Here is a 25,154-nt window from a genome sequence, read left to right on the forward strand (position 1 = left end):
AGCTCCGGGAATTCGCCGACCACTTCGGTCAGCAAATCCGCCTTCGCCAGATGCGCGGCGCGTTTTGTCTTTTCGACGTCGGCACCGACCAATGGCGCGATCTCGGCCGCCAGCCGCTCGATGCGCTTGATGCGCTCGCCCTGGGTGCCCAGCTTTTCGTGAAACACGATTCCGTCGAACTTCGGCAGCCGGTCTTCCAGCTTCGTCTTCAGATCGCTCTGATAGAAAAATTTCGCATCGCTTAGCCGCGCGCGGATCACGCGCTCGTTGCCGGCGATGATGGCCTTGCCGCCGTCGGACGCCTCGATATTGGCGGTGAGGATGAATTTGTTGGTGAGCTTGCCGGTTTTGGGGTCGCTGACCACAAAGCATTTCTGGTTGTTGCGGATGGTGGCGCGGATCACCTCGCCCGGAATTGACAAAAATTCCTGGTCGAACGAGCCCATCAGCACGACAGGCCATTCGACCAGGCCCGCGACTTCGTCTGATAGCACCTGATCCTCGACCAGCTCATGGCCTTGCGCGAAGGCCAACTGCTTGGCATCGGCGAGAATGATGTCTTTCCGGGCCTGCGGATCGAGTACGACCTTCGCGGCCTTCAGCTTCGCTTCATAATCCTCGAAGCGGCGCACGTTGATCGGCGCCGGCGCCATGAAGCGATGGCCAAAAGTGGTCTGGCCGGCCTCGATGCCCGCGACTTCGAACTTCACAACGTCAGGGTCTTCGGTATCGATCCCGAAGGTGGCGATGATGGCATGCAGCGGGCGCACCCATTGCAGCGCGCCCGCTCTCGCCGAACGCTCGCCCCAGCGCATCGATTTCGGCCACGGAAAGGTCCGGATGATCACCGGCAGCATGTCGGCCAGCACGTCGAGCGTGGCGCGGCCGGGCTTTTCGATCAGCGCGATGTAGAAATCACCCTTCTTCGGATCGCGCTGGATCTTGGCCTCGTCGAGCGAGGCGAGACCGGTGGCCTTGAGAAAGCCCGCGATCGCCGCATCCGGCCCACCGACCCGCGGCCCCTTGCGCTCTTCCTTCAAGTCCGACTGACGCGCGGGAATGCCGTGCACCGTCAGCGTCAGCCGCCGCGGCGTCGCGAACGCCTTGGCGCCTTCATAGACCAGCCCTTCGGCCACCAGTTTGTCGGTGACCATGCGGCGCAGATCGTCCGCCGCCTTCGCCTGCATCCGCGCGGGAATTTCTTCGGAGAAAAGTTCGAGGAGAAGATCGGGCATCTAGTTGCGCTCTTTGCGAGGACGGCGTGGCGCGCGCGGAGCACGCTGGCGTGGCTCCCCTCCCCCTTGCGGGGAGGGGTCGGGGGTGGGGGGCAGCACGCGCTGAATTTCGCTTAGGACCCCCTCCAGGTTTCCAAGCACATCGTGATTCCAGAAGCGCAAAACGCGATAACCGGCGGCTTCAATATAGCGCGTGCGCTGCGCATCAGACGCCTGCTGCCACTCATGCTGTCCGCCGTCGAGCTCGATGACGAGCTTCGCCTTGCGGCTTGCGAAATCAACAATGAACGGACCAACAAGAGCTTGCCGTCGGAAATGCGAACCGATCAACGCGATGTCGTGACGAAGCCGCTGCCAAAGCACGCGCTCGGCATCGGTCGGCTCGGCGCGCATCTTACGCGCAAATTGTCGCTGGCGATCAACCATCGCGTGCGATTCAATCACATCTGCCATCATCTGTGGACCCCCACCCCCGACCCCTCCCCGCAAGGGGGAGGGGAGTAGAGGCACCGTCAAATCCTAAAAACGTAAACTCAGGGAAAACGCCGACTTGATCAAGCCGCCCCGCCCGCTTGCGTGTGCACCCAGGCTTCGCCGCAGGCTTTGGCGAGTTCGCGCACGCGCATGATGTAGCTTTGACGTTCGGTCACCGAGATCACGCCACGGGCGTCGAGCAGGTTGAACACATGGCTGGCCTTGATGCACTGGTCATAGGCCGGCAGCGCCATCAGGTGCTCCTTGCGGTTGCTGCCCTGCTTCCAGCCGGCATCGAGATATTTTTTGCAGGCTTCCTCGGCCATCTTGAACTGCTCGAACAACATCACCGTGTCGGCATGTTCGAAATTGTGCCGCGAATATTCCTGTTCGGCCTGCAGGAAAACGTCGCCATAGCTGACGCGCTCGGCGCCGTCGCGGCCGTTGAAATTGAGATCCATGATGCGGTCGACACCCTGCAGATAGCAGGCGAGCCGCTCGAGCCCGTAGGTCAGCTCGCCCGCGACCGGCGCGCATTCGACGCCCGCGACCTGCTGGAAATAAGTGAACTGCGACACTTCCATGCCGTCGCACCAGCATTCCCATCCCAGGCCCCAGGCGCCGAGCGTCGGGCTTTCCCAGTCGTCTTCGACAAAGCGGATGTCATGCAGATGCGAATCGATGCCGATCGCGGCTAGCGATTTCAGATAGAGTTCCTGCAGGTCCGGCGGCGACGGCTTGATGATCACCTGAAACTGATAATAATGTTGCAGCCGGTTCGGGTTTTCACCGTAGCGGCCATCCTTGGGCCGACGCGACGGCTGCACATAGGCGGCTTTCCATGGTCTTGGCCCCAGCGCGCGCAATGTCGTGGCCGGATGAAAGGTGCCCGCCCCCATTTCCATGTCATAGGGCTGCAGAATCACGCAGCCCTGATCAGCCCAGAACCGCTGCAGAGCAAGAATAAAGCCCTGGAACGAGCGTTCCGGGCGCATATGTGGAGGCAGGGAGTCCATCGTCGGGTCAGGTCTTCGCGAGGGGGGCAGAGGCGCGCGGGACCGTATCGGCGGCGGACCGGGGAATCAAGGCGATGCGGATCAGCCCGGGCGATAGGCGCCGGTGTTGGGATCCCGCCGCAGGGTTGGAATTTCGTGCGACCGGGCGGCCTCGGCGCCCCTTATGCGGCGCGCCTCTTCCAGTTCCCTGTTGACCCTGACGGCTGTCCGGTAAGCCCAGCGGACCACGGCTAGCCCACCCAGGGCGCCCGCGAATGCGATAAGCGGCGGCATCGGTCGATCCTTGTCCATTCGTCACGCCCCCAGTCGCATTGTTGCGCAAGCCGGGCCAGCCCGCAATTGCCTTGAGCGGGACCAAATGGCGCGGGCTGGTCCGCCCTCAAAACCCGAATTTCGCCCAAATTGCCCTGCTCTCCAGTGCCGAAATCAGCTCCTCCGGCAGGCCCGGAATACCCTCCAGCGAAGCCAGCGTCCCCGCCGACCGGCGGCCCAGCAGGCCGGACAGCATTCCGGTGGCGGGCGCGATCACCGGCGTCAGCACCTTGTCGCCGTAGCGGGCGCGCAGCGTCGAGCGCAGATCGCCGATCGCGTCCGCGAGACCGAACGAGACCGACGTCGCGCCGGCCCAATATTCGCCGGTAAACAGCACATCGTCGGCGCCCTTCAGGCGCGCGCCGCGGCTCTGTTTCACCAAAGCGATGAAGATGTCGTGGATCTCGCGCTGCAGCGCTTTGACGCGCGCGACGTCATCGGGGTTTTCCGGCAGGAAGGGATCGAGCATCGCCTTGTGCGCGCCCGCCGTATACAGCCGCCGCTCGACGCCGACCTTCTTGATCAATTCCTGAAATCCGAAGGAGCCGCCGACCACGCCGATCGAGCCCAGGATCGAGGACGGATCGCAGAATATTTCATCGCCGGCGCAGGCGATCATGTAACCGCCGGAGGCCGCGACATCCTCGACGAACACCAGCACCGGCAGCTTCTTTTCCGCGGCGAGTTGCCGAATCCGCAAATAGATCTGGCGCGACTGCACCGGGGAACCGCCGGGCGAATTGATCACCAGCGCCACAGCCTTGGCGTTCCTGGTCGCGAAGGCGCGCTCGAGCGTCCGGGCGACGCCGGCCAACGACATTCCCGGCCGCAGCGGCGTCACCGCGCCGATCACGCCCGACAGCCGGACCACCGGCACCACAGCGGTTCCACGCCGCAGACGCGCCGGAATCCATTCCACCAACCGCTCGATCAGGCCCGGCGATCTCGCAGTTGTACCCGTCTGTTCCGTCATGCCGTTACCTCGAAGTTAACTATTTCTTATCACGCGACTGTCATTGAACGGAGGCAACACCTTTTGCATTGCCGTGGTAGCCAGGCTGCACGGTGCCGCGGAGCATGACATGAAAATCTATCTGCTGATGGTGCTGATCGGTACACTTTTGACCGCGATTCATTTCACTTCAGCGCCAGAACAGCAGCGCTCGAAGACGCTGCCGCAATAACTCTGCAATAGCTTTGCCCGCAATAGCCCCATCTGCTCGACTGCGAGCGATCAGGCCATCATCATTGCAGCGCCAGCGGCAATACCCCCTTCCCGGCCAGAACATCCTGCACCTGCGCATTGGGCATTGCAGCCTCACTACTCAGGATCAGCGCGGCGTGCAGTCGCAGTGGCGCCTTGCCACCCTTGATGGCGCGCACCAGCACGCGAATCGCCGGTGACGCCGCATCGCCATGCACCGGCAGGATCGCGAGGCTGCCGAAACCGCGACCCAGCGCCGCCAGCAATTCGACCAGACCATCCGCGCGCCAGATCATGGTGAGGATGCCGCCGGATTTCAGAATCCGCCGCGCGGCATGAATCCAGCCCTCCAGCGTCGCATCCGTCGCGACGTGCGCGATCTCGCGCGCCTGGTCCGGCGAGGCGCGGTGCCGCGCCGAATCATTGAACGGCGGATTCATCAGCACGACGTCGACGCTATCGGGAGATAGCCCGGCTGCCGCAAATTCGGCAGCTGCGGACGTCACGTCGAGCACGACGACCTCAGCCGCGATCGCATTGACGAGGGCATTACCGCGCGCCAGCTCCGCCAGCGCCGAGTCGATCTCGACCAGAACCAGTTCGATCCCGGCCACGCGTTGGGCGAGCGCAAGACCCGCGGCGCCGACGCCGGCGCCAAAATCAACCACACGATCACTTGATCGCGCCGGGGTGGCGGCGGCCAGCAGCATGGCGTCGTGGCCGGCGCGGTGCCCCGATTTCAGCTGCCGCAGGCGCAATTTCCCGCCGAGAAACGCATCCTCGGTGAATGGGCTGACCAGCTCAGTCATCGGCCCGCAACTCGTGAGACAGGCCGGCATCCGTGAGAATCTGGCGCGCCTCGCGGTTGTCGTCCTCATGGACCAGAATCCGGCGCGGAAGCACCCCCAGCGAGCCCTCGATGATGCTCATGTTCTGATCCAGCACCAGATGATGGATATTGGCGCCGTCGAGCAGCGCGCCGACGGCTGAAACCAGCACGATATCGTTGGTCCGAACCAATTCCCGCACCTTTGGCTCTCCTTTATCGACCGGGCGCAACAGTCTGTGACGCGTGTTATCGCTTTGGTGCCCTTGCCGCGCTAGCCGGCACTTTCTATTGTTATATCCGAGGATAGAGCCAATTGGGCAAATGTGGAGACCAGCGTGGCGGTTATTGTACCCTTCGAAAGCCCCTCGAATGCTTCGATAGATCAACTGGTCGGGCTTGTCGCCGCCGACATGGAGCGCGTCAACGCCACCATCCTGTCGCGAACCGGCTCGGAAGTCACCATGATCCCCGAGGTCGCCAACCACCTGATTTCCTCGGGCGGCAAGCGGCTGCGCCCGATGCTGACGCTGGCGATGGCCAATCTGACCGGCTATTCCGGCGACGGCCATATCAAGCTCGCCGCCTCGGTCGAGTTCATGCATACCGCGACCTTGCTGCATGATGACGTGGTCGACGAAAGCGAATTGCGGCGCGGCAAATTGTCCGCGCGCATGCTGTGGGGCAATGAGGCGAGCGTGCTGGTCGGCGACTTCCTGCTCGGCCAGGCCTTTCGCATGATGGTCGAGGTCGGCTCACTGCGCGCGCTCGACATTTTATCGTCTGCCGCGGCGACCATCGCCGAGGGCGAAGTGATGCAATTGGCGGCCGCGAAGAACACCGCCACCACCGAGGACGAATATCTCGCCGTGATCCGCGGCAAGACCGCTGAATTGTTCGCAGCGGCCTGCGAAGTCGGCCCCGTAATCGCCAATCGTCCGAAGGCCGAGCAGACCGCATGCCGCTCGGTCGGCATGAATCTGGGCATTGCCTTCCAGCTGGTCGACGATGTGCTGGACTATGGCGGCAAGGCCGCCAAACTCGGCAAGAACATCGGCGACGATTTCCGCGAGGGCAAGATCACGTTGCCGGTGGTGCTGGCGTTCCGCCGCGGCAATGACAGCGAGCGGGCGTTCTGGGTCAACGCGCTGGAGCGCGGCGAGATCGGCGACGGCGACCTCGATCACGCCATCGGACTGATGACCAAGCACCGCGCGCTCGAGGACACCATCAACCGCGCCCAGCATTACGGGGCGATGGCGGTCGACGCGCTGGCGCTGTTTCCGGCGTCGCCGATGAAGACCGCGCTGGAACAGGTGGTGGCGTTCTGTCTGGCGCGATCGCATTAGTTCGCGCCCCGCCCGCCTTCGCGGGTGACGACAGCGTGGTTTGGCTAAACTAGCTCAAGACCCCCGCATGCACCCACCACCCGGGGTGATCGAGCCTTATCTTCTGCGCCGCGCGCTGCGCCTCCGCGGTGTTTTCAAAGATCGCGAAACAGGTCGCCCCCGACCCCGACATCCGCGCCAGCCAGGCCCCGTTGGTGGCGTTGAGCGCCGCGATCACTTCACCGATCACGGGCTGAATGCGGGTGGCCGGGGCTTCGAGGTCGTTGGAATTGGCAGCGAGGACCTCGACCCAGTCCTCGACCGAGGCGCCCGGTTCCGGCCAGTCAGTGGCCTGGATGATGTCGCTGGCGCCGACCAGCAGTTCACCGTTGCGCAGACCAAGCGCTGCAAACACGTCCTTGGTCGCCACGGGGATGCGCGGATTGACCAGCACGCACGGTATTTTCGGCAAGCTCACCGGCAACAATGTTTCACCGACGCCAGTCATGTCGCAGGGGCTCTGAGCCAGACAAACCGGCACATCGGCCCCGGTCAGCAAAGCGACCTCCCGCAGCCGCTCGTCATCGAGGGCAAGATCATTGAGCCGTGCCAGCAAGCGCAGCGCCGCCGCGGCGTCGGCTGAACCACCGCCGATCCCGGCGGCGACCGGCAGCACCTTGTCCAGGGTGAAACTGCCGACCTTCAGATCAGCCACACGCTCGCCCAGCAACCGCGCCGCCTTGAGCACCAGATTGTCGGCGGTCTCGCCGCAAGCGGCGGCGAGCGGTCCGATGGTCGTGAGATCAAGGCTGGATCCGGGTGTCAGGCTGAGGCGATCGGCACAATCGGCGAACGCCACCAGGCTTTCGAGATCGTGATAGCCGTCGACGCGGCGCCCAACCACCCGAAGGGTCAGGTTGACCTTGGCACGCGCCTCCTCGATCAGCATTGCCGACCAGCCCTTCGATCAGCCGCCCTTGCCGTCTTCTTTTTTCTTGTCCGCGGAAGCGGCCGAGGAGGTGTCGTCGGGCAGTCCGTTTTCGATCTTGGCTTCGATCTTCGGCAGATCTTCCGGCTCCGGCTTCAGGTCGCGGGCGTGGGCCCACTGGAATTTCGCTTCCAGCGTGCGGCCGATGCGCCAATAGGCGTCGCCGAGATGGTCGTTGATGGTCGGGTCCTCGGGCTTGAGGTCGATCGCCCGCTCGAGATTCTTCACCGCATCCTCGTAATTACCGATGCGGTAATAGGCCCAGCCCAGCGAGTCCACGATATAGCCGTCGTCGGGACGCTGATCGACGGCGCGCTTGATCATCTTCATGCCTTCGTCGAGATTGATGCCCTGATCGATCCACGAATAGCCAAGATAATTCAGCACATGGGCCTGCTCCGGCTGCAGATCGAGCGCCTTGCGCATGTCGGCCTCGGCCTTGCTCCACTGCTTTGAGCGTTCCTCGCAGATGCCGCGGAAATAGTAATAAATCGCGTTGCCCTTGTCGTTGTTGGCGGGCAAGGCATCGATACCCTGCGAGTAGGTCTGGGCGCAGTCGGCGAACTTCTTGCGGCCGCGCTCGACATTGCCGAGCGCCATGATGGCTTCGAGATCCTTGGGATCTTCCGCCGTGACGGCTTTCAGGATCTTGATCGCCTCGTCGCTGCGGTCCGCGGCATCGAGGTTGGTCGCGAGCTGAATCTGCGCATTGCGCTTCAGCGGCGAGCTCGCCGGCATGCGCTCATAGACCTTGATCGCCATCGCCGGCTTCTTCACCGATTCGTAGAGATCGGCCAGCGACAGCAGCGCCAGCGGATGATTGGGCGCCAGATAGAGCGCGAGCTGCAGATAGACCAGCGCGAGATCCTCGCCGCCGCGGCGGGTCAGCGTCGCGCCGATACCGTACAAAGCCTCGGCCGCGCCGGTCTGCGGCGAATCCACCAATGGCGACAGTTTCTTGCCGGCCTTGGTCTCGCGCAGGCCTTCCAGCACCAGCGGATGTCGCGGCAGCTTCTTGTCGAAGGCCTCATAGACCGCGAGCGCCGACGGATCGTCCTTGTTGCGCGACAGCCAGCGCGCATAGTCGTCGGCCACGCGCAGCATGGAATCGTCGAGCTTGTAGGCCCGCTCCAGGCGCACGCCGGCTTCCTTTTCCTTGCCTGCGAGTTCGAGGATCATGCCGGTGTGCAGGTCCTTGAACAGCGGATACCATTCCGGACCGGTCAGCTTGTCGATGCTGGCGACGGCCGCCTTGGCGTCGCCGGCGCCGTAACTGGCCCAGCCCGACAGCAGCGTTGCGACCAGATCCGTGATCGGCCCGCGGATCGACTGGTTGATGTTGGTCTGCGCGGTCGTGTATTTCTTCTGCTTCAGATCGCGCACACCGATGACCAGCCGGGCGACCCGATTGGATTTGTCGACCGTCAGAATCCGGTCGGCGAGCTTGACGGCCTCTTCGATGTCACCGTCCGCGAGCGAGGAGATGAACGCCCGATCGAGCAGTTCATTGTTCTTCGGATCGATACGAAGTGCGGAGCGATAGAACGTCGCCGCCGAACTGGCGTCGCGCTCGACGCTGGCATGCCGGGCGGCCAGATAGCTGCCCGACATCGTCAGCGCTTTCAGATCGTGGCTGGAGGGGAATTGCGCGGAGTTGTCGGTCGGATGATCGGGGGTCTGCGCCGAAACCGAGCCGGGCAACGCCAGCGCAGTGAAGGCAAAAGCGGCAATCGTCCAGCGATTGAAACGAATGGAAAACATCACGGTTCGCCCTAGCTCCAGGATTTACGGCAGGATCTTACGATCAATCTCGAATGCGAACCCGATCGGCGGCATCAAGCCATGCGACAATGCCGCTTTTGGCGATCAACCGCAAGGATACGGGGCGACGAATCGATTGGCGAAAAGACCCGGTGGCCGCCAATCCAGCCGGCCCAGCCTGAAAACGCTTTCAGTATGGCGGTATCGTGGCCAACGGCTCCAACGGCCCCTCCGTTCCCATTGAATCGGAAGGGTGCCTCACGCAATCGTGGTCACATCGCCTCGTAATTGGGCCCGCCACCCCCCTCCGGGGGAACCCAGGTAATGTTGCCGTTCGGGTCCTTGACGTCGCAGGTTTTGCAATGGACGCAATTCTGGGCGTTGATCTGAAAGCGTGGTCCCGCGGTTTCCTCAACCCATTCATAGACGCCGGCCGGGCAATAGCGGTTGGACGGGCCGGCATAGACATCGTGCTCGGAGGTCTTTTGCAGATTGAGGTCCGCGACCTTCAGATGAACCGGCTGGTCCTCTTCGTGGTTGGTATTGGACAGGAATACTGACGAGAGTTTGTCGAAGGTAAGCTTGCCGTCCGGCTTCGGCGGCGCGATCGGCACGTGCGCCTTGGCGGGATCGAGCGTCTTGCGGTCGGGCTTGGCGTGCGACAGCGTTCCGAACAGGGAGAAACCGAGCGTGTTGCACCACATGTCGAAGCCGGAGAGTACCATCCCGAGCATGGTGCCGAACTTCGACAACATCGGTTTGGCATTGCGGACCCGGTACAAATCCTTGCCCACCGCGGAACCGCGCCAGGCATTCTCGTAGTCGACCAATTCGTCGTTGGCGCGGCCCGCGCCAAGTGCTGCAGCGACATGTTCGGCGGCGAGCATGCCGCTGCCCATCGCGTTGTGCACGCCCTTGATGCGCGGTACGTTGACAAAACCCGCCGCGCAGCCGATCAGCGCGCCGCCAGGGAAGCTCAGGCGCGGTACCGACTGATAGCCGCCTTCGGTGATGGCGCGCGCGCCATAGGCAAGACGCTTGCCGCCTTCGAATACAGTACGGATCGAAGGGTGGGTCTTGAAGCGCTGGAACTCATCGAACGGCGACAGATACGGGTCGTCGTAATTGAGGTGCACGACGAAGCCGACCGCCACCTTGTTGTCGTCGTAGTGATAGAGGAAAGAGCCGCCGCCGGTCGAATTGTTCAGCGGCCAGCCCAACGTATGCTGCACCAGGCCCTTCTGATGCTTGGCGGGATCTATCTCCCAGACTTCCTTCAGCCCGATGCCGAATTTCGGCGGCTCGCTGTTGGCATCGAGCGAAAATTTCGCAATCAACTGCTTCGAGAGGCTGCCGCGGGCGCCCTCGGCGAACAGCGTATATTTGCCCTGCAGTTCCATGCCGCGCGTGAACGAGTCCTTGTGCGAGCCGTCCTTGGCGATACCCATGTCGCCGGTCGCAATCCCGCGCACGGCGCCCTTGTCGTCGTAGAGCACCTCGGCGGCGGCGAAGCCCGGATAGATCTCGACACCGAGCGCCTCGGCCTTCGGCGCCAGCCAGCGGCAGACGTTGCCGAGCGAGCCGATATAGCAATGATGATTGTGCATCAGCGGCGGCATCGCAAAATTCGGCAGCCGGATCGTGCCGCCCGCCGTCGCCCAGTAGAAGCGGTCGTCCTTCACCTGTGTCTTCAGCGGACAGTCGGCGTCCTCGCGCCAGTCCGGAACCAATTTGTCGAGCGACACCGGGTCGATCACCGCGCCGGACAGGATATGCGCGCCGACCTCGGAGCCCTTCTCGACCACGACGATCGTCAGATCGGCGTTGAGCTGCTTCAGCCGGATCGCCGCGGCGAGGCCGGAAGGTCCGGCGCCGACGATCACGACGTCGAATTCCATTGATTCGCGTGGCGGCAATTCTTCGGTGCTCATGATCTGGTCTCAGCCCGGTTGAGAACGTTTCCAAGGGGTGGTTGTTCAAGGGTGGTTTGTTTCTGGGATGGTTTGTTTCCGATTTTTGCATCAAGAACAACCATGGAAATACGCAGTTGGGCGTTTCGTTGCGGTGCAGTCCACTCTAGAATGACCCGATGCCCCTGACCTCGCGCCATGACGCCTGATCCCGCCCCTACCGTCCAGCAATTGCTGGCCTTTTACTTGGAGGCCGGGGTCGACTGTGCGCTGACGGAAGAGCCGGTCGACCGGCTCGCCGACCCCGACATCGCGCCGGCGGCCCGCGAACCCGCCTCACCCAGCCCCCAGCGGACAATTCCCGCCGCCATTGCAGCCCCTGCGACGATTGCGGCCCCGCGCGGCGAGGCCGTGGCGCCGGAGGCCGCGATCATGTCGGCGCGGGAAGCGGCGCGAACCGCGCCTTCGCTCGAAGCCTTGCGCGCGCTATTGGAAAAATTCGACGGCTGTGCGCTGAAATTCACCGCCACACGCCTGGTGTTCGCCGACGGCAACCCGAAGGCGCGCGTCATGTTTGTCGGCGAGGCGCCCGGACGCGACGAAGACATCGAGGGCCTGCCGTTCGTCGGGCGTTCGGGCAAGCTGCTGGACCGGATGATGTCGGCGATCGGGCTTGATCGTTCCAGCGCCTACATCGCCAATGTCATTCCATGGCGGCCGCCGGGTAACCGCACGCCGACGCCGCAGGAGACGCAAATCTGCCTGCCGTTCATCCAGCGGCAAATCGAACTGGTGAATCCGGATGTACTGGTGACGCTCGGCAATCCCTCGACCCAGACCTTGCTGTCGACCCGCGAAGGCATCATGAAAACCCGCGGGCGCTGGTTCGACTACGACACCGGGACGCGCGTAATCCGGGCGATCGCCACTTTCCATCCGGCCTATCTCCTGCGCTCGCCATCCTACAAGCGCATGGCGTGGCAGGATCTGCGCGCGATCGCGAAAGCGCTGGAGCAGCCCTCCTCATCCTGACGAGCGTGTCGCCTATGGCGTCTTGGGCCGCACGATGGCCCAGCCGATCCGCAGCAGCGGCTGCCGGCCATTCACCAGCCACTCGAACGCCCGCGGCACTTCCGGCACCAGGCCGGGGAATCGTTGCGCGATATCGGGGGGCGGCGTACCGGCGGTATCGGAGGCGCGCCAAACCACGACGCCGCCGGTTTGGTTGAATTTCGCCGAATTCAGCCACGGCGTGCGTTCCGGCGTCGCGGCGAGAAACAGATGCGGACGCGCGGCATCCAGCGAGATCAAGGTCGCAAGCTCGGCATCGCCACTCACCGCGCGGAGCCGCTGGTTGGTCCGCCGCGCAAAGCTGTCATCAAAAAAATGCCCGATCGCGGTTGCGGGCAGTGAGGTCGCCACCTCGCCGCTTCCGGTCCAGGGCAATAAGAGCGTGGTCGCAATCACGGCAAGCGCGGGGGCGACGATGGCGGCCGCCCAGATCGTACGTAGCACGCGCTGACGCCGCAGATGAACCAGATCGCCGGTCGCGACGATCGCGGCCAGTCCCGACATCAAGAGCGTGACACCCGCGCCGCCGACGATACGGTCGAGATCGAACAGGCCGGAGATCAGGCTGCCCGCGAGCGCGGGGCCGATGGCAAAGAAATAGACGAAGTCGCGCGCCAGGGGATCGACCGGCGGCCGGAAAATAATCGGCGCCTCTTCCGGATTGCGGCCGAACCAGCCAGAATTGAACGCCACCAGCACCACGATGCCGGACAGGGCGAACAGCAGGCCGCCGAGCAGTCCGGCCCAGTGCAGCGCCCTTGCACCCAGATCCGCGACGGCCGGCCAGTGCGGCAGTGCCAATGTATCGGCGCGGATCAGCCAGACGATATAAGGCAGCGCCAGCACGATGATCACCAGCAACGCGAACAGCGGATCGAACGACATCAGCACCCGCCGTCCGCGGACGGTGGCGAGCGCAAATCCGGCTAACAGCAGCAAGAGACCGATCGCGGCTGAGGTGGTCAGCAGCAAAAGTCCGGCTTCGATCGACCACGCGAACCACGCATTGCGCCGGTTCTGGCCGATGAGCTGCCAGGAATGCAACAGCAGCAGCGCCCAGAGCGGGCGCGCCAGCACGAGGGGCCCGAACTCGACGCCGGGCGAACTGAACGCCACCACCGTCATGGTCAGCAGCACCGCGATCACCGCCTGTTGCCCGCCGACCACGGCGCGCGCCAGCAGAAACAGCGTCCAGAACGTCGCGACGGAACAAAGCTGTGCCAGCAGATAGACGCCGAACATGTGATTGCCCGCGGCACGAAACGCGATATCGGCGAGCCAGAACGCCAGCGGCGGACCCAGATCGGTCCCGACCTGATATTCGCGGCCATAGGCCAGCACCAGAGCCAGATCGCCGGGCGGGCTTCGGTACAACAGCATCGGCACGATCAGCCACAGCGCCGCCTGGAGCAACACCACAAGCCAGACCACCAGCCGCGGCCGGGCGCGGATCAGTTCGATAATCAGGGAGGTGAAACGCATGAAACGTCCGAAATGCCCAAGCCGGTCTTGCAAGCCGGCCCTGCAAGCCGGCCTATTCAATCTCGAACGTGTGATAAAGCGCGTGCGCCGCTGAGGCAACTGCCTCAAACTCCGACCGGAATCCCCGAATTGACCTGCGTTTCCATTGCGGTGACCGCGGTTTCGACCGTCATCGCCTGATGTTTTTCCCGCGCCGCCACCACCGGCGCAAAAAAGCGGCGGTGATGCACGGTGGGGCCAAGCCGGTTCAGCGCAGCGAGATGTTCCGGCACGCCGTAACCCTTATGAGACTCGAAACCATAGCCGGGGCAATCCTGCGCGAGCTTGCACATCAGGCGGTCGCGCGAGACCTTGGCAATGATCGAGGCCGCCGCGATCGAGAGCACCAGCCCGTCGCCGCCGATCACGGCCTCGCAGTCGCAGGAGGTCTCGAGCCGGTCGCGGCCATCGACGAATACATGTTTCGGCATTTCCGGCAGCGCGTGCACCGCGCAGGCCAGCGCCCACAGCGACGCGCGCAGGATATTGTCACGATCGATCCGCGCCGGCGACGCGAAGGCGACCGCAAACGACGCGGTGGCGCAAATTTCCTCGAATAACTCTTCGCGGCGCTCCGGCGTCAGCCGTTTGGAATCGTCGATGCCCTTCGGAATCCGTTTGGGATCGAGCACCACGGCCGCGGCGACCACCGGGCCCGCCAGCGGTCCGCGCCCGGCCTCGTCGCAGCCGGCGACCGGCCAGACGCCGCGCTTGAGCAGCGCGCGCTCGCGGCGAAAGCTCGGCCGCGCAACCGCGATCACGCCCTTTGGCAGCTTCGTTGGATTTTTTCCGGATTTTTCGCGAATCATGCCGGGATGGTGCGCAAGCAAGGCCTACCGCGCAACCGGGAACTCCGGCTCGTCGCCGGCATTTCACCGCTCTCAACAGCTCCGCGACTTATCTCCCGCTTATAGCGAGCATCAGCTTAGAACAAACTCAGCTGCTGGCCACTTCGTTTGGGCCGTGCGAAATGATCGGTGGTCAGTTTCGAGCGCCGCTTGTTAAGTCCGAGCTTTTCGCAGGCGATCTCGAACCGGCGCCCGATCATCCAGGCCATCGGTCCGGTACCCTTCATCCGCGTTCCCCACTGCGAATCGTAATCGCGGCCGCCGCGCATGTCGCGAATCAGCGTGAAGACGTGGCGATAGCGGTCGGGATAGTTCGCCATCAGCCATTCACGGAAAAGATCGCGCACTTCCAGCGGCAGCCGCAGCAGCACATAGCTCGCTTCCTTGACGCCGGCATGCGCCGCGGCATCCAGAATACGCTCGATCTCGGAATCGTTCAGGGCGGGAATCACCGGCGCGACCATCACCGTGGTCGGAATTCCCGCCTCGGACAGTTGCCGCAGCGCCTCGAGCCGCTTCGCCGGCGTCGAGGCGCGCGGCTCCATGGTCCGCGCGAGCTTGGGATCGAGCGTCGTCACCGAGAGCGCCACCTTGGCAAGATTGCGTTTCGCCATCCGCGCCAGGATATCGATGTCGCGCGTCACCAGCGCCGATTTGGTGACGATGCCGACCGGGTGCGAGGCCCGCTCCAGCACCTCGAGAATGCCGCGCATGATCTTCCGCTCGCGCTCGATCGGCTGATAGGGATCGGTGTTGGTGCCGATCGCGATCATGCGCGGTTCGTAATCCTGCGCCGCCAGCTCCTTTTCCAGAAGCTGTGGTGCGTCAGGCTTGGCGAACAGTTTGGATTCGAAGTCGAGCCCCGGCGACAGCCCGAGATAGGCATGGGTCGGCCGCGCAAAGCAGTAGACACAGCCATGCTCGCAGCCCCGGTAAGGATTGATCGAACGGTCAAAGCCGATATCGGGCGAGTCGTTACGGGAGATGACTTTGCGCGCGGTATCCAGCGCAACGGTGGTCTTGAACGGCGGCAATTCGTCGAGACTCTGCCAGCCGTCGTCGAACGCGACGCGGGCTTCGGCCTCGAAGCGGCCGCTGTCGTTGGATTGCGCGCCGCGGCCACGCCGCCGCTCGCGCTCGATCGCGACCGCCAGTTCGGGAAAAGGAGAAAGTACACCCGCCGGCTCGGAGGGCGCCGTGACCGGCGGGTGCTTGAGGGCATGTGAGGATGCTCGGCTCATGGTCAGACCATAACACATGAAAAGAACAAATCAAGAACATCGTAACATCATCCACAGCCGAAAGAGCGTCGGCCCGATGGATCCGGCTTCGAACGCCTGCTGCAAAAAGCTGCAACCGGCAGGCTGATTTGAGTGTGACAAGGTGATAACAGTGCGGTGTTTTCTCATTGTTTGTAGCGTCGAAGAGCCATCCATGCTGAGCGTGATCATTCCGACCGAAGGCGCCGAGCAGCCGGCCGTCGCCACGCTTGCGGCGCTGGTGCCGGGCGCCGCGGCCGGCCTGATCCGCGAAGTTCTGCTGGTCGATCGGGCAGGTACTGGCGTCATCGAGCGCGTCGCCGATGTCGCGGGCTGCCGCTTTCTGGCGTTCGAGGGATCGCACGCAGCGGCGCTGGCGGCCGGCGCCCGCCAGGCCCGCTCGCCATGGCTGATGTTTCTGCATGCCGGCGCCGTGCTGGATACGGGCTGGATCGATGAGACCTCGCAATTCATCCAGCGGGTCTCGGACAGCGACCGGCCGCGCGCCGGCATTTTCCGCTACGCCCGCTCTCCCTATGCCGAAACCAGGCTGCGCGATGGGTTGAAATTTGTGGCCAGAATGATTGCAGGGCCGTCGGCGGATCAGGGATTGCTGATCGCACGGGACCATTACGACCGGCTCGGTGGCTATCTGCCGGATGCCCGTCGCTCCGAAGCCCGCCTGCTCCGCCGGCTCGGCCGCTCCTCGCGGACGATGCTGCGGAGCCGGATCATCGTCGCTTAGGGGGTACCGCGACATCCTTGCCAAAGTCAAATAATTATTTGACAGTGGCAAGTATCGAGGTGCGCCATGAATCCGGACGACCAGATATCGGCGGTACGGGCCTTCAACCGCTTCTATACCCGCAAGCTCGGCTTTCTTGACCAGCAATTGCTGAAAAGCCCGTTCTCGCTGAGCGAGGCGCGGGTGTTGTACGAACTCGCTACCCGCGAAAACCTCTCGGCCAAGGAGATCGGGATCGAACTCGGTCTTGATCCCGGTTATCTCAGCCGGATCGTCCAGAATTTCGATGACGACGGGCTGATCACCCGCAAGCCGGTTCCCACCGATCGGCGGCAACACCAGCTCAGCCTGACGGCCAAGGGACGTCAGGCCTTCGCGAAACTCAGCCGCAGCTCCCACGACGATGTCGCCAACATGCTTGCCGCACTTGCCCCCGGCAACATCACACGCCTGATCGAGGCGATGGCCGCAATCGAACGGTTGCTCGGCGAGTCCGAAGTCTCGCGACCGGCGGCGGTGCTGCGCGAACCGTGCCCGGGCGACATGGGATGGGTGGTGCAGAGCCATGGCGCGCTCTATGCCAGCGAATATGGCTTCGACTCCTCGTTCGAGGGCCTGGTTGCGGAAATCGCGGCCAAGTTCCTGGGCTCGTTCGATGCCTCGCGGGAACGCTGCTGGATCGCCGATATCGATGGCACCCAGGTCGGCTCGGTATTTCTGGTCCGGCATAGCGACGACGTCGCCAAACTGCGGCTGCTGCTGGTCGATCCGGCCGGGCGCGGACAGGGATTGGGCCAGCGGCTGGTCGCCGAATGCATCGCATTCGCCAAGCAATGCGGCTATCACAAAATCTCGCTGTGGACCCAGAGCATTCTGGTCGCCGCGCGCAGGATCTATCAGGAGGCCGGATTCACGCGGGTGGGCAGCGAGCCGCATCGCAGTTTCGGCCAAAGCCTGATCGGCGAGACCTGGGAACGCCAACTGTGACGCTGACGCGTCGCGACCAACCGCGCCGCGTGACGCCGGAACTGATGGCCTTCTACAAGAAGCGAGCCCATCAGCTACGTGCCGAGGCTTACGTGAATGCGGGGCGTGCATTGTGGGCTTGGCTGAAACATCTCATCCGGCTGACTTGACGCCGCTCACACCGATGCGCCCTGTGCCTTCGGGCGGCGCAGATGTTCGTCGAGCCGCGGCATGATCTCGACGAAGTTGCAGGGCCGCGTGCGGTAATCGAGTTGGGCCGCGAGGATGCCGTCCCAGCCATCGCGGCAGGCGCCCGGCGATCCCGGCAGGCAGAAGATGAAGGTCGCCCCCGCAACCCCCGCGGTGGCGCGGCTCTGGATCGTCGAGGTACCGATCTTGGCGTAGCTCAGCATGTGAAATGCGATGGAAAAGCCATCCATCCGCTTTTCGAACAGCGGCTCGATCGCCTCCGGCGTCACGTCGCGGCCGGTGAATCCGGTGCCGCCGGTGGTGATGATGACATCGACATCAGGGTCGGCGATCCATCGCTTGACGATGATGCGGATCGCGTCGACGTCGTCGACGATGATCTCGCGCGACGCCAGCGTATGGCCGGCCGCGACCAGCCGCTCCGCCAGCGTGGTTCCGGATTTGTCATCCGCCAGCGAGCGGGTGTCGGAAATCGTCAGCACCGCGATGTTGAGCGGCACGAAAGCTTTGGTCTCGTCGATGGCAGACATGGCGCGCGCCCCGGAATGACACAGGTCCGTTACAACGCTCCCGCGCCGAAAGTGTTGCAGGCCTGCACCGTACCCTGCTGATAGCCGGTCATGAACCACTGCTTTCTTTGCGCGGCGGAACCGTGGGTAAAGGAATCCGGCACCACCCGCCCGGTGGCTTGGCGCTGCAGCGTATCGTCACCGATTGCGGAGGCCGTTGTCAGCGCGGCGTCGATATCCCCCGCCTCGAGGAAGCCGGGACGCTTCTTTTCCTCGCGGTTGACCCAGACACCGGACAGACAATCCGCCTGCAACTCGACCTTCACCTGCAACGCATTGGATTCGGTCTTGCTGCCGGACTGCTGCTGCAGCCGCGTCACCCGCGGCAGGATGCCGAGCAGGTTCTGGACGTGATGCCCTGCTTCATGCGCGATGATATAGGCCGCGGTAAACTTGCAGGCATTGCCCGAACAACCGCGGAATCGCGTCTCGACCTCGCGGAAGAATCCGGTATCGAGAAAAATCCGCTTTTCCGGCGGGCAATAGAACGGCCCCATCGCCGACTGCGCCATGCCGCAGCTTCCGCCATTGGTGGAATTGCGAAACAGCACGATCTTCGGACCGGTATAGGTTTGCCCGGAGGCCTGGAAGATTTCGGTCCAGCGATCATCGATCTCGCCGAGAATGCCGGCGATCATGTTGCCCATTTGGTCGGTCGGCGCGCCGGTCTTGGCCGGCGTGGTCCTGCGATCGGTTTGATAGGTCGGCGCCTGGCTGCCGCCGCCGGTGAGAATTTCTGCGCCACCGATCAGGATGCGCGGATCGATGCCGAAGGCGTAACCGACAAGGCCAAGCACGATGATGGTGCCGATGCCGAGGCCACCGCCGCCCATTGGAAGGCCAAGGCCACCGCCGCCGCCCATTCCACCGCCGCTGTCGTCACGACGGTCTTCGATGTCGTCGCTGCGGCGAAAGTCATCGTAACGCATGATCCGCTTTCCTCGTTCCAGCAAATTCCAGTTTGCAAAAGCAGCCTCGCCAAGTTCCGGCGCGGCGGAAATTTCCATTCCGTTAACAACCAATAACCCGCCCGGTAAAAATTGCCTAGCGAGAAAGAATTGCCCGGTTAAGTCGATTTTTACTTTGCCACGTCAATGTATCGCCAGTCGGTTGTTTAGTCCCGCGTCGCCGACAGCGTCGCCTGAGTCAGAGTATTTGAGTCATGGTTGTGTCGCGTCGCGGGGCGTCTGCAAGGGCGCCCCGCACTAAATTTGAGTCCGATCCGAGTACCCGTATCGTCGTAGGCGATTGCGTCGCCGAGATGTCGAAACTGCCGTCCGGTTCGGTCGATCTGGTGTTCGCGGATCCGCCTTACAATCTGCAGCTCAAGGGCGATCTCAAGCGGCCCGACGAATCCCACGTCGATGCCGTCAATAATGACTGGGACAAGTTCTCGTCCTTTGCCGCGTATGACGATTTCACCCGCGCCTGGCTGCTGGCCTGCCGCCGCGTCATGAAACCGTCGGCGACCTTGTGGGTGATCGGCTCCTACCACAATATTTTCCGCGTCGGCGCCATCATGCAGGACCTCGGCTTCTGGGTCCTCAATGATATCGTCTGGCGCAAGACCAATCCGATGCCGAATTTCCGCGGCCGCCGCTTCACCAATGCCCATGAAACCATGATCTGGGCCGCGCGCGACGAAAAAGCCAAGGGCTATACCTTTAATTATGAAGCGCTCAAAGCCGCCAATGAGGACGTGCAGGCGCGTTCCGACTGGCTGATCCCGCTGTGCACCGGCGAGGAACGACTCAAGGGCAGCGACGGCAAGAAGGTTCACCCGACCCAGAAACCCGAAGGCCTTTTGGCGCGGGTGCTGCTGTCGTCGTCGAAACCCGGCGATCTCGTGATCGATCCGTTCAACGGCACCGGCACCACAGGTGCTGTGGCCAAACGTCTCGGCCGCCGCTACATCGGCTTCGAACGCGACCAGACCTATGCGACTGCGGCACAAGCGCGCATCGCCGCGATCGAGCCGCTGCCCGAAGCCACCTTGGCGCCGTTCATGACCGCGCGCGACGCGCCGCGGGTCGCGTTCTCCGAACTGATCGAGCGCGGCATGATTTCGCCCGGCACCAAACTGGTCGATTCCAAGAAGCGCCACGGCGCCCTGGTCCGTGCCGACGGCGCCATCATGCTCGGCGACAAGGTCGGCTCGATCCACCGCATGGGCGCGGTGGCGCAGGGCTCGGGCGCCTGCAACGGCTGGACCTTCTGGCACATCGAGACCAAGAAGGGCCTGCGGCTGATCGACGAACTGCGCGCCGAAATCCGCTCCGGGATGGCGGCGGGCTGAGTCTATCTGTCTTGGATCGTAGGGTGGGCAAAGCGACAGCGTGCCCACCATAACGTGCGCGACCTGCATGGTGGGCACGGCGCGAAGAGCGCCTTTGCCCACCCTACGGCTACGGAATTTTTTGGATTTAAATTTCAAACAGCCCCGACCATCCCACATCGTCATTGCGAGCGAAGCGAAGCAATCCATCCTTCCTTGCGTCATTCCGGGATGGTCCGAAGGACCAGACCTCAGATGTGCAATTGCACATCGGGGAATCTCGAGATTCTGGGTTCGATGCTTCGCATCGCCCCGGAATGACAGTGTGGATTGCTTCGTCGCTTCGCTCCTCGCAATGACGCCAAGACATACCTTCGCGATCTCGCCGCGAATTTCGCGCGAGGCTTGGCCTGCTCGTTCCGCCCTCTGACATCAGAGGGCGCAGGGAATGCCGGGCGCCCGATGCGCCCGCCGCCGCGAGTGCGATGGTGGAAAGTAAAAAGCACCCGCGTTAGTCAGGTCACACCGGAATCACCCGGCATTCCCCGCGCAATGGTTTTAACGGCTTCCTTCGTGCTCTTCCCGGCGACCGGCTTTGTTGCCACCGTCATCCCTGAGAAGCTTGCTTCTCAGGGGCGTCAGAACCACACGACTTCTCCGTCCGCTTCAGGCGCTCTCGTCAGAAGCGCCATCCGCGTCCACCGCATCCCGTCCCGCGTTCGTGACGATCGCGAGCCGCCCCTCTGTGGAACGGGACGGTGGGAATCTAAGTTTGATTTGGGTCAGCGACAAAACGGAATTTTTTTGAAGCGGAGGCTGGACAAGCGACAATCGGAAGATGACCTGATTTGCCCGTCAGGCAGTCGCGTATCGGACATCGGGCATCGGTCGAATCCGCAATGAGAATATCCGCCTCTAGCAAAAAACTTCGTCAAGAGGAGCAGACGCGGAGAAGCGGATCCTTATTCGCAAACTGCCGGCCGAAGAAGAGGCCAGGGATGTTCGCGCTCGCCCGGAAGGACGGCGCGCGATCATTCAAAAATCCATCAGGGCCAGAGACCGCCTCAATTGGCCGCCGCTCGCACCTGGTGGAGGGCGCGCAACGCCTCCCTTACCTCGTCATCCTCAAGGGCATCCTGAACGCGACGTTCGTCGGATATGAATGTTTTTTCACCGGAGACTTGCGCAGTCATGGGACCGCCCAGGGGGTTCGTCCCGCCAGTCGTGTCATCATTGGCGATGGCCGCTTTTTGGTTTGTCATTCATCTTCTCCAAGTCACCTTCTCCAAGTCATCGCTGACCACGCTCTCACTGCATGGCCACAAGAGAAGTATGCCCTGTAGAGAGCTGGATGCCTTGAGCGAGATCAATGATCATGTCCGGTTCCGGTCCCGGAGCGACTGCGGCCCCGGTTTATAACAGAACGGCCTTCGGGAACTCGGCCGCCAAATGATCCAGGAAGACGCGGACCGATGGCAGCAGGCCCTGCCGGTAGGGAATGAGCGCCGTGATTGTGGAATCGCCTGCAAGCCAGGTCGGCAACACCCGCCGCAGCGTTCCCGATCTAACTTCGTCGCGACAGACATAACCGGGCAGCGCGACAATGCCGAGACCGGCGATCGCCGCCCGCTTCAGGCCGATCATGTCGTCACTCAGGAGCCGGGGCGCCAGCGGCATGACCACCTCCTTGGCTTTGCTCGCATGACGAAGCCGCCAAACCGGAGCAACGCCGGTGCGCATCATGAACAGCGAAGGGTGGCTGCGAAGATCCTGAGGTGTGTGCGGTGTTTCGTTTGCATCGAGATAGGCCGAGCCCGCGAACAGGAACCAGGGCGCTGGCGTCAGCGACCGCTGGACCAGGCTCGAATCAGGCAGCGGGTCGGTATGGGATCTGATCGCGACATCGTAGTTCTCGCCGACGATGTCGACATTCCGGTCGGTCGCATGCGCGACGACATTGACCCTGGGATAGCGGACGAGAAAGTCCGCCACGATGTCGCGCATCGCGAACTGCATGGTGGCCACGGCCGCGGTGCAGCGCACGGTGCCGGTCGGTTCACGCAGCCGATGGCGTATCGCGGTCTCGGCCAGCTCGGCCTCGCCCAACATCACCACCGCGTGGCGATAGAATTCCTCGCCGGCGTCGGTCATGGCGAACCGCCGTGACGTGCGGTTGAGCAGCCTGACCCCGAGGCTGGTCTCGAGCTGCTGGATACGATGGCTCAGTGTCGATTTCGGAATTCGCAGCGTGCGGCCCGCGGCCGTGAACCCGCCGCGATCAACGACCTGCACGAAATAGAAGAAGTCGTTCAGATCCAGCACCGCGCCTCCATTGTTCATTATATTGGACGCTGAGTTAGCATTTTGGCGACTTCTCGGCCGATAGTCCAGCCGCTAGGTGGTGATGCGTCGCGACCGATGATCGCGGCCCGAACGCACGAAGCGCGTCCGGAACGCCACGGAGGCCGAAATGGAGCGTCGTCAATTCCTTCAGTCAACGGTGCTTGCAACGGTGCTCGGCGGCGCCGCGACAACGCTCGGCATCGCACCGCCGGCCGCCGCCGCCACTCCCCTTTCCTTCTCGCAGGAGAACGCCATGTCCGAACCGATCCGCCCTTATGAACCGCTGACATCTCAAAATGCCGCTCTCGTCCTTGTCGACCATCAGGTCGGCCTCATGACCGGGGTTCGCGATTATTCGACGGGAGAGCTCAAGCACAACGTCGTGGCGCTGGCCAAGGCGGCCAAGGCTCTGCACTTGCCGATCATCGTCACCACCACGGCGCGCGACAGCATGTGGGGGCCGACCTTCCCTGAACTCGTGGAAGCCCTGCCCGGCGTGGCGATCATCGATCGCTCGTCCGTCAACGCGTTCGACGATCCAAAGGTCGCACAGGCCATCATGGCGACCGGCCGCAAGAAGCTGATCTTCGCGGGCATCTCCCTCGAAGTCTGTGCCGCATTCCCCGCCATGACAGCGGTTGGCAAGGGCCTCGATGCCTATGTGGCCGTCGATGCGTCCGGAACCTTCAGCGAGACCAAGCGACAAACCGGTCTTTTGCGCATGCTGCAGGCCGGCGTGATCCTCTCCGACTACGCCACGTTGATGGTGGAAATCCTCAAGGACAATGCGCGGCCGGAGGCCGGCGCCGTTTACGGCGCCATGGACATGCCCTGGGCCAAGCTCGTGGGGCAGATCGCGCAAGCCTACGGCAAGTAAGCAGGCCTACGCCAAGTAAGCCAAGTAATACAAGCTTGCGGCAAGTGAGCGGTGCGCCGGTCGGCTGCGGCCAGGATCCAGGTTATCTTGTTGGCCTGGTCGGTGAACCGAGGCCACGACCACAGGCAGGAAGGAAAAGAAGATGAACACCAAAGCATACGCACGGACCTTTATCAGCGCCGGTTTGATGACCCTAATCGGTTTGTCCGCTGCGGCGGAATCGAAGGAGTACCTCAAGGGAGACCAACCGCAGCGGCGCGCCTATTCGGAAGCGGTCATCACCGAGGGCGGCAAAACGGTGTGGCTTGCAGGACAGACCGCGACGGTGGACGATGAAGGTAAGTCGCTGGCGAGCGACTTTGACGGCCAGGCCCGGCAGCTTTTCAAGAACCTGGATCGCACGCTGCAAAAGGCGGGTGGCAAGCTCAGTGACATGGTGCAGATGACCGTATTCATCACGGACGTGCGTAACGGTACTCAGCTCACGCAAATCCGCCGCGAAGTATTCGGCGATAACTTCCCGGGCAGCGCTCTCATCACCATTACGGCGCTGGCGCCTCCTGACGCCAAGATCGAGATCCAGGGATATGCGGTGATTGGCGGCAAGTGACATTTTCCAAATGTGCGCCGGCGGGCGGGGTGTGCGAAGCGTGCCCGCTATAAATTCGCGCGACCTGCATGGTGGGCACGGCGCAAAGCGCCTTTGCCCACCCTACAGCGCTGTGCAGCCCTGCCCTCACAAACTCGTCGGTTGCGCATCCCCCGAAATTTGAGCATGGACAGACCGTCCGTGGCATTGTCGCCATGTCCCGATTTTTCTCGGCAACAAAGCAACAAGGGAGAATTCCGATGCTCAAATTCTACTTCAACGGCGCGCCGAACCCCAACAAGGTCGCGCTGTTTCTGGAGGAATCCGGCCTGCCCTACCAGCCGGTTCCGGTCGACACCCGCAAGGGCGATCAGTTCAAGCCGGAATTTCTCAAAGTCAATCCGAACGGCAAGGTGCCGGCGATCGACGATGACGGCGTGCTGGTGTTCGACAGCAATGCGATCCTGCTTTATCTGGCCGAGAAGACCGGCAAGTTCCTGCCCCCAAACACGCCGGCCAGCCGCGCGCACCTGCTGTCATGGCTGATGTTCATCGCGACCGGTCTTGGCCCCTATTCGGGACAGGCGGTGCATTTCAAGCACGCGGCGCCCAAGGACCTCGAATACGCGCATAATCGCTATCAGTACGAAGCGCATCGCCACTACAAAATCCTCGACGCGCATCTCGCCAGCAGCCGTTACATGGTCGGCGACACCTACACCATCGTGGACATGGCGTTCTGGGGCTGGGCGCGGATGGCGCCCTATGTGCTCGGCGACGATGTCTTCACAAAATACCCCAACGTGAAGCGGCTGCTCGATGAAGTC

At 63.0% G+C, this 25,154-nt stretch carries 26 protein-coding genes; 9 read left to right on the forward strand and 17 right to left on the reverse strand.

Going from position 1 to position 25,154, the window contains the following annotated elements; all coding sequences use genetic code 11:
* The 7 genes from glyS to ABR948_RS14420 form a co-directional block, all read right to left on the reverse strand.
* The coding region (gene glyS, locus ABR948_RS14390) for a glycine--tRNA ligase subunit beta (protein ID WP_428118883.1) at positions 1-1,235 on the reverse strand (1,235 nt) is incomplete at its 3' end.
* Entirely contained in the window at positions 1,236-1,691 is a 456-nt protein-coding gene (locus tag ABR948_RS14395) for an endonuclease domain-containing protein (RefSeq protein WP_428118886.1), read from the reverse strand. It abuts the gene before it with no gap.
* Between the two features lie 98 nt (positions 1,692-1,789).
* Positions 1,790-2,725 carry a glycine--tRNA ligase subunit alpha gene (locus tag ABR948_RS14400; protein WP_428118889.1) on the reverse strand — a complete coding sequence of 312 codons (936 nt, stop codon included), beginning with the start codon at positions 2,723-2,725 and terminating at the stop codon, positions 1,790-1,792.
* Between the two features lie 81 nt (positions 2,726-2,806).
* Positions 2,807-2,998: a hypothetical protein gene (locus tag ABR948_RS14405; RefSeq protein WP_428118892.1), complete on the reverse strand. Its 192-nt coding sequence runs from the start codon at positions 2,996-2,998 to the stop codon at positions 2,807-2,809.
* 106 nt (positions 2,999-3,104) lie between these two features.
* Positions 3,105-4,010, reverse strand: a complete 906-nt coding sequence (locus tag ABR948_RS14410) for a S49 family peptidase (protein WP_428118895.1) — start codon at positions 4,008-4,010, stop codon at positions 3,105-3,107.
* Between the two features lie 272 nt (positions 4,011-4,282).
* Positions 4,283-5,050 (reverse strand): tRNA1(Val) (adenine(37)-N6)-methyltransferase, encoded by a 768-nt coding sequence (locus ABR948_RS14415; RefSeq protein WP_428118898.1) that lies wholly within the window; start codon positions 5,048-5,050, stop codon positions 4,283-4,285.
* A complete protein-coding gene (locus ABR948_RS14420) occupies positions 5,043-5,270 on the reverse strand; it encodes a putative signal transducing protein (protein WP_428118901.1) in 228 nt (75 codons plus the stop codon). Before ABR948_RS14420 ends, ABR948_RS14415 begins: the two co-directional genes overlap by 8 nt.
* Positions 5,271-5,405: 135 nt before the next feature.
* Between ABR948_RS14420 and ABR948_RS14425 the strand changes: the two genes are divergently transcribed.
* Complete coding sequence (locus ABR948_RS14425; RefSeq protein ID WP_428118904.1) at positions 5,406-6,416, forward strand: polyprenyl synthetase family protein; 1,011 nt, start codon at positions 5,406-5,408, stop codon at positions 6,414-6,416.
* 49 nt (positions 6,417-6,465) lie between these two features.
* On the opposite strand, the gene ABR948_RS14430 is transcribed toward ABR948_RS14425, so the two are convergent.
* From ABR948_RS14430 to ABR948_RS14440, 3 genes are all read right to left on the reverse strand, one after another.
* A complete protein-coding gene (locus ABR948_RS14430) occupies positions 6,466-7,344 on the reverse strand; it encodes a 4-(cytidine 5'-diphospho)-2-C-methyl-D-erythritol kinase (RefSeq protein ID WP_428118907.1) in 879 nt (292 codons plus the stop codon).
* Between the two features lie 18 nt (positions 7,345-7,362).
* Entirely contained in the window at positions 7,363-9,144 is a 1,782-nt protein-coding gene (locus tag ABR948_RS14435) for a tetratricopeptide repeat protein (protein ID WP_428118910.1), read from the reverse strand.
* Between the two features lie 272 nt (positions 9,145-9,416).
* The gene (locus tag ABR948_RS14440; RefSeq protein ID WP_428118913.1) at positions 9,417-11,075 is read right to left on the reverse strand and encodes an electron transfer flavoprotein-ubiquinone oxidoreductase; all 1,659 of its coding nucleotides are present in this window, start codon (positions 11,073-11,075) and stop codon (positions 9,417-9,419) included.
* 177 nt (positions 11,076-11,252) lie between these two features.
* On the opposite strand from ABR948_RS14440, the gene ABR948_RS14445 reads away from it, so the two are divergent.
* Positions 11,253-12,086, forward strand: a complete 834-nt coding sequence (locus ABR948_RS14445) for a uracil-DNA glycosylase (protein WP_428118916.1) — start codon at positions 11,253-11,255, stop codon at positions 12,084-12,086.
* A gap of 12 nt (positions 12,087-12,098) precedes the next feature.
* Here the strand turns inward: ABR948_RS14445 and ABR948_RS14450 are convergent, their stop codons facing one another.
* The 3 genes from ABR948_RS14450 to ABR948_RS14460 form a co-directional block, all read right to left on the reverse strand.
* Positions 12,099-13,607 carry a glycosyltransferase family 39 protein gene (locus ABR948_RS14450; protein ID WP_428118919.1) on the reverse strand — a complete coding sequence of 503 codons (1,509 nt, stop codon included), beginning with the start codon at positions 13,605-13,607 and terminating at the stop codon, positions 12,099-12,101.
* 104 nt (positions 13,608-13,711) lie between these two features.
* Positions 13,712-14,455 (reverse strand): ribonuclease HII, encoded by a 744-nt coding sequence (gene rnhB / locus ABR948_RS14455; RefSeq protein ID WP_428118922.1) that lies wholly within the window; start codon positions 14,453-14,455, stop codon positions 13,712-13,714.
* Positions 14,456-14,571: 116 nt separating this feature from the next.
* Positions 14,572-15,735, reverse strand: a complete 1,164-nt coding sequence (locus tag ABR948_RS14460; protein ID WP_428118925.1) for a PA0069 family radical SAM protein — start codon at positions 15,733-15,735, stop codon at positions 14,572-14,574.
* Positions 15,736-15,928: 193 nt separating this feature from the next.
* On the opposite strand from ABR948_RS14460, the gene ABR948_RS14465 reads away from it, so the two are divergent.
* The 3 genes from ABR948_RS14465 (at position 15,929) to ABR948_RS14475 (ending at position 17,634) form a co-directional block, all read left to right on the forward strand.
* Entirely contained in the window at positions 15,929-16,498 is a 570-nt protein-coding gene (locus ABR948_RS14465) for a glycosyltransferase family protein (RefSeq protein ID WP_428118928.1), read from the forward strand.
* A gap of 66 nt (positions 16,499-16,564) precedes the next feature.
* Complete coding sequence (locus ABR948_RS14470; RefSeq protein WP_428118931.1) at positions 16,565-17,485, forward strand: bifunctional helix-turn-helix transcriptional regulator/GNAT family N-acetyltransferase; 921 nt, start codon at positions 16,565-16,567, stop codon at positions 17,483-17,485.
* A gap of 44 nt (positions 17,486-17,529) precedes the next feature.
* The gene (locus tag ABR948_RS14475) at positions 17,530-17,634 is read left to right on the forward strand and encodes an RSP_7527 family protein (protein WP_428118956.1); all 105 of its coding nucleotides are present in this window, start codon (positions 17,530-17,532) and stop codon (positions 17,632-17,634) included.
* A gap of 6 nt (positions 17,635-17,640) precedes the next feature.
* Here ABR948_RS14475 and moaB read toward each other — a convergent pair whose 3' ends face one another.
* Positions 17,641-18,204, reverse strand: a complete 564-nt coding sequence (gene moaB / locus ABR948_RS14480; protein ID WP_428118934.1) for a molybdenum cofactor biosynthesis protein B — start codon at positions 18,202-18,204, stop codon at positions 17,641-17,643.
* Positions 18,205-18,233: 29 nt separating this feature from the next.
* Entirely contained in the window at positions 18,234-19,172 is a 939-nt protein-coding gene (gene ypfJ, locus ABR948_RS14485; protein ID WP_428118937.1) for a KPN_02809 family neutral zinc metallopeptidase, read from the reverse strand.
* A 233-nt stretch (positions 19,173-19,405) separates the two neighbouring features.
* On the opposite strand from ypfJ, the gene ABR948_RS14490 reads away from it, so the two are divergent.
* Complete coding sequence (locus ABR948_RS14490; protein ID WP_428118940.1) at positions 19,406-20,539, forward strand: site-specific DNA-methyltransferase; 1,134 nt, start codon at positions 19,406-19,408, stop codon at positions 20,537-20,539.
* Positions 20,540-21,582: 1,043 nt separating this feature from the next.
* On the opposite strand, the gene ABR948_RS14495 is transcribed toward ABR948_RS14490, so the two are convergent.
* Positions 21,583-21,780: a hypothetical protein gene (locus ABR948_RS14495; RefSeq protein ID WP_428118942.1), complete on the reverse strand. Its 198-nt coding sequence runs from the start codon at positions 21,778-21,780 to the stop codon at positions 21,583-21,585.
* 151 nt (positions 21,781-21,931) lie between these two features.
* Entirely contained in the window at positions 21,932-22,840 is a 909-nt protein-coding gene (locus ABR948_RS14500; RefSeq protein ID WP_428118945.1) for a LysR substrate-binding domain-containing protein, read from the reverse strand.
* Positions 22,841-22,988: 148 nt separating this feature from the next.
* Here ABR948_RS14500 and ABR948_RS14505 point away from each other — a divergent pair, with 148 nt between their 5' ends.
* From ABR948_RS14505 to ABR948_RS14515, 3 genes are all read left to right on the forward strand, one after another.
* On the forward strand, positions 22,989-23,738 hold the full coding sequence (locus ABR948_RS14505; protein ID WP_428118948.1) for an isochorismatase family protein: 750 nt from the start codon (positions 22,989-22,991) through the stop codon (positions 23,736-23,738).
* A gap of 142 nt (positions 23,739-23,880) precedes the next feature.
* The gene (locus ABR948_RS14510) at positions 23,881-24,348 is read left to right on the forward strand and encodes a RidA family protein (RefSeq protein WP_428118951.1); all 468 of its coding nucleotides are present in this window, start codon (positions 23,881-23,883) and stop codon (positions 24,346-24,348) included.
* Positions 24,349-24,587: 239 nt separating this feature from the next.
* A partial coding sequence (locus ABR948_RS14515; protein WP_428118954.1) for a glutathione S-transferase family protein occupies positions 24,588-25,154 on the forward strand: 567 nt, incomplete at its 3' end.

The organism is Bradyrhizobium sp., assembly GCF_050014615.1.
Taxonomy (GTDB): domain Bacteria; phylum Pseudomonadota; class Alphaproteobacteria; order Rhizobiales; family Xanthobacteraceae; genus Bradyrhizobium.

Bases quoted from the DNA above. Each gene is read 5' to 3' on its own strand.
- ABR948_RS14395 (WP_428118886.1), bottom strand. From the start codon at position 1,691: ATGATGGCAGATGTGATTGAATCGCACGCGATGGTTGATCGCCAGCGA.
- ABR948_RS14400 (WP_428118889.1), bottom strand. From the start codon at position 2,725: ATGGACTCCCTGCCTCCACATATGCGCCCGGAACGCTCGTTCCAGGGC.
- ABR948_RS14405 (WP_428118892.1), bottom strand. From the start codon at position 2,998: ATGCCGCCGCTTATCGCATTCGCGGGCGCCCTGGGTGGGCTAGCCGTG.
- ABR948_RS14410 (WP_428118895.1), bottom strand. From the start codon at position 4,010: ATGACGGAACAGACGGGTACAACTGCGAGATCGCCGGGCCTGATCGAG.
- ABR948_RS14415 (WP_428118898.1), bottom strand. From the start codon at position 5,050: ATGACTGAGCTGGTCAGCCCATTCACCGAGGATGCGTTTCTCGGCGGG.
- ABR948_RS14430 (WP_428118907.1), bottom strand. From the start codon at position 7,344: ATGCTGATCGAGGAGGCGCGTGCCAAGGTCAACCTGACCCTTCGGGTG.
- ABR948_RS14435 (WP_428118910.1), bottom strand. From the start codon at position 9,144: ATGTTTTCCATTCGTTTCAATCGCTGGACGATTGCCGCTTTTGCCTTC.
- ABR948_RS14440 (WP_428118913.1), bottom strand. From the start codon at position 11,075: ATGAGCACCGAAGAATTGCCGCCACGCGAATCAATGGAATTCGACGTC.
- ABR948_RS14445 (WP_428118916.1), top strand. From the start codon at position 11,253: ATGACGCCTGATCCCGCCCCTACCGTCCAGCAATTGCTGGCCTTTTAC.
- ABR948_RS14450 (WP_428118919.1), bottom strand. From the start codon at position 13,607: ATGCGTTTCACCTCCCTGATTATCGAACTGATCCGCGCCCGGCCGCGG.
- rnhB (WP_428118922.1), bottom strand. From the start codon at position 14,455: ATGATTCGCGAAAAATCCGGAAAAAATCCAACGAAGCTGCCAAAGGGC.
- ABR948_RS14460 (WP_428118925.1), bottom strand. From the start codon at position 15,735: ATGAGCCGAGCATCCTCACATGCCCTCAAGCACCCGCCGGTCACGGCG.
- ABR948_RS14465 (WP_428118928.1), top strand. From the start codon at position 15,929: ATGCTGAGCGTGATCATTCCGACCGAAGGCGCCGAGCAGCCGGCCGTC.
- ABR948_RS14470 (WP_428118931.1), top strand. From the start codon at position 16,565: ATGAATCCGGACGACCAGATATCGGCGGTACGGGCCTTCAACCGCTTC.
- ABR948_RS14475 (WP_428118956.1), top strand. From the start codon at position 17,530: ATGGCCTTCTACAAGAAGCGAGCCCATCAGCTACGTGCCGAGGCTTAC.
- moaB (WP_428118934.1), bottom strand. From the start codon at position 18,204: ATGTCTGCCATCGACGAGACCAAAGCTTTCGTGCCGCTCAACATCGCG.
- ypfJ (WP_428118937.1), bottom strand. From the start codon at position 19,172: ATGCGTTACGATGACTTTCGCCGCAGCGACGACATCGAAGACCGTCGT.
- ABR948_RS14490 (WP_428118940.1), top strand. From the start codon at position 19,406: ATGGTTGTGTCGCGTCGCGGGGCGTCTGCAAGGGCGCCCCGCACTAAA.
- ABR948_RS14495 (WP_428118942.1), bottom strand. From the start codon at position 21,780: ATGACAAACCAAAAAGCGGCCATCGCCAATGATGACACGACTGGCGGG.
- ABR948_RS14505 (WP_428118948.1), top strand. From the start codon at position 22,989: ATGGAGCGTCGTCAATTCCTTCAGTCAACGGTGCTTGCAACGGTGCTC.
- ABR948_RS14510 (WP_428118951.1), top strand. From the start codon at position 23,881: ATGAACACCAAAGCATACGCACGGACCTTTATCAGCGCCGGTTTGATG.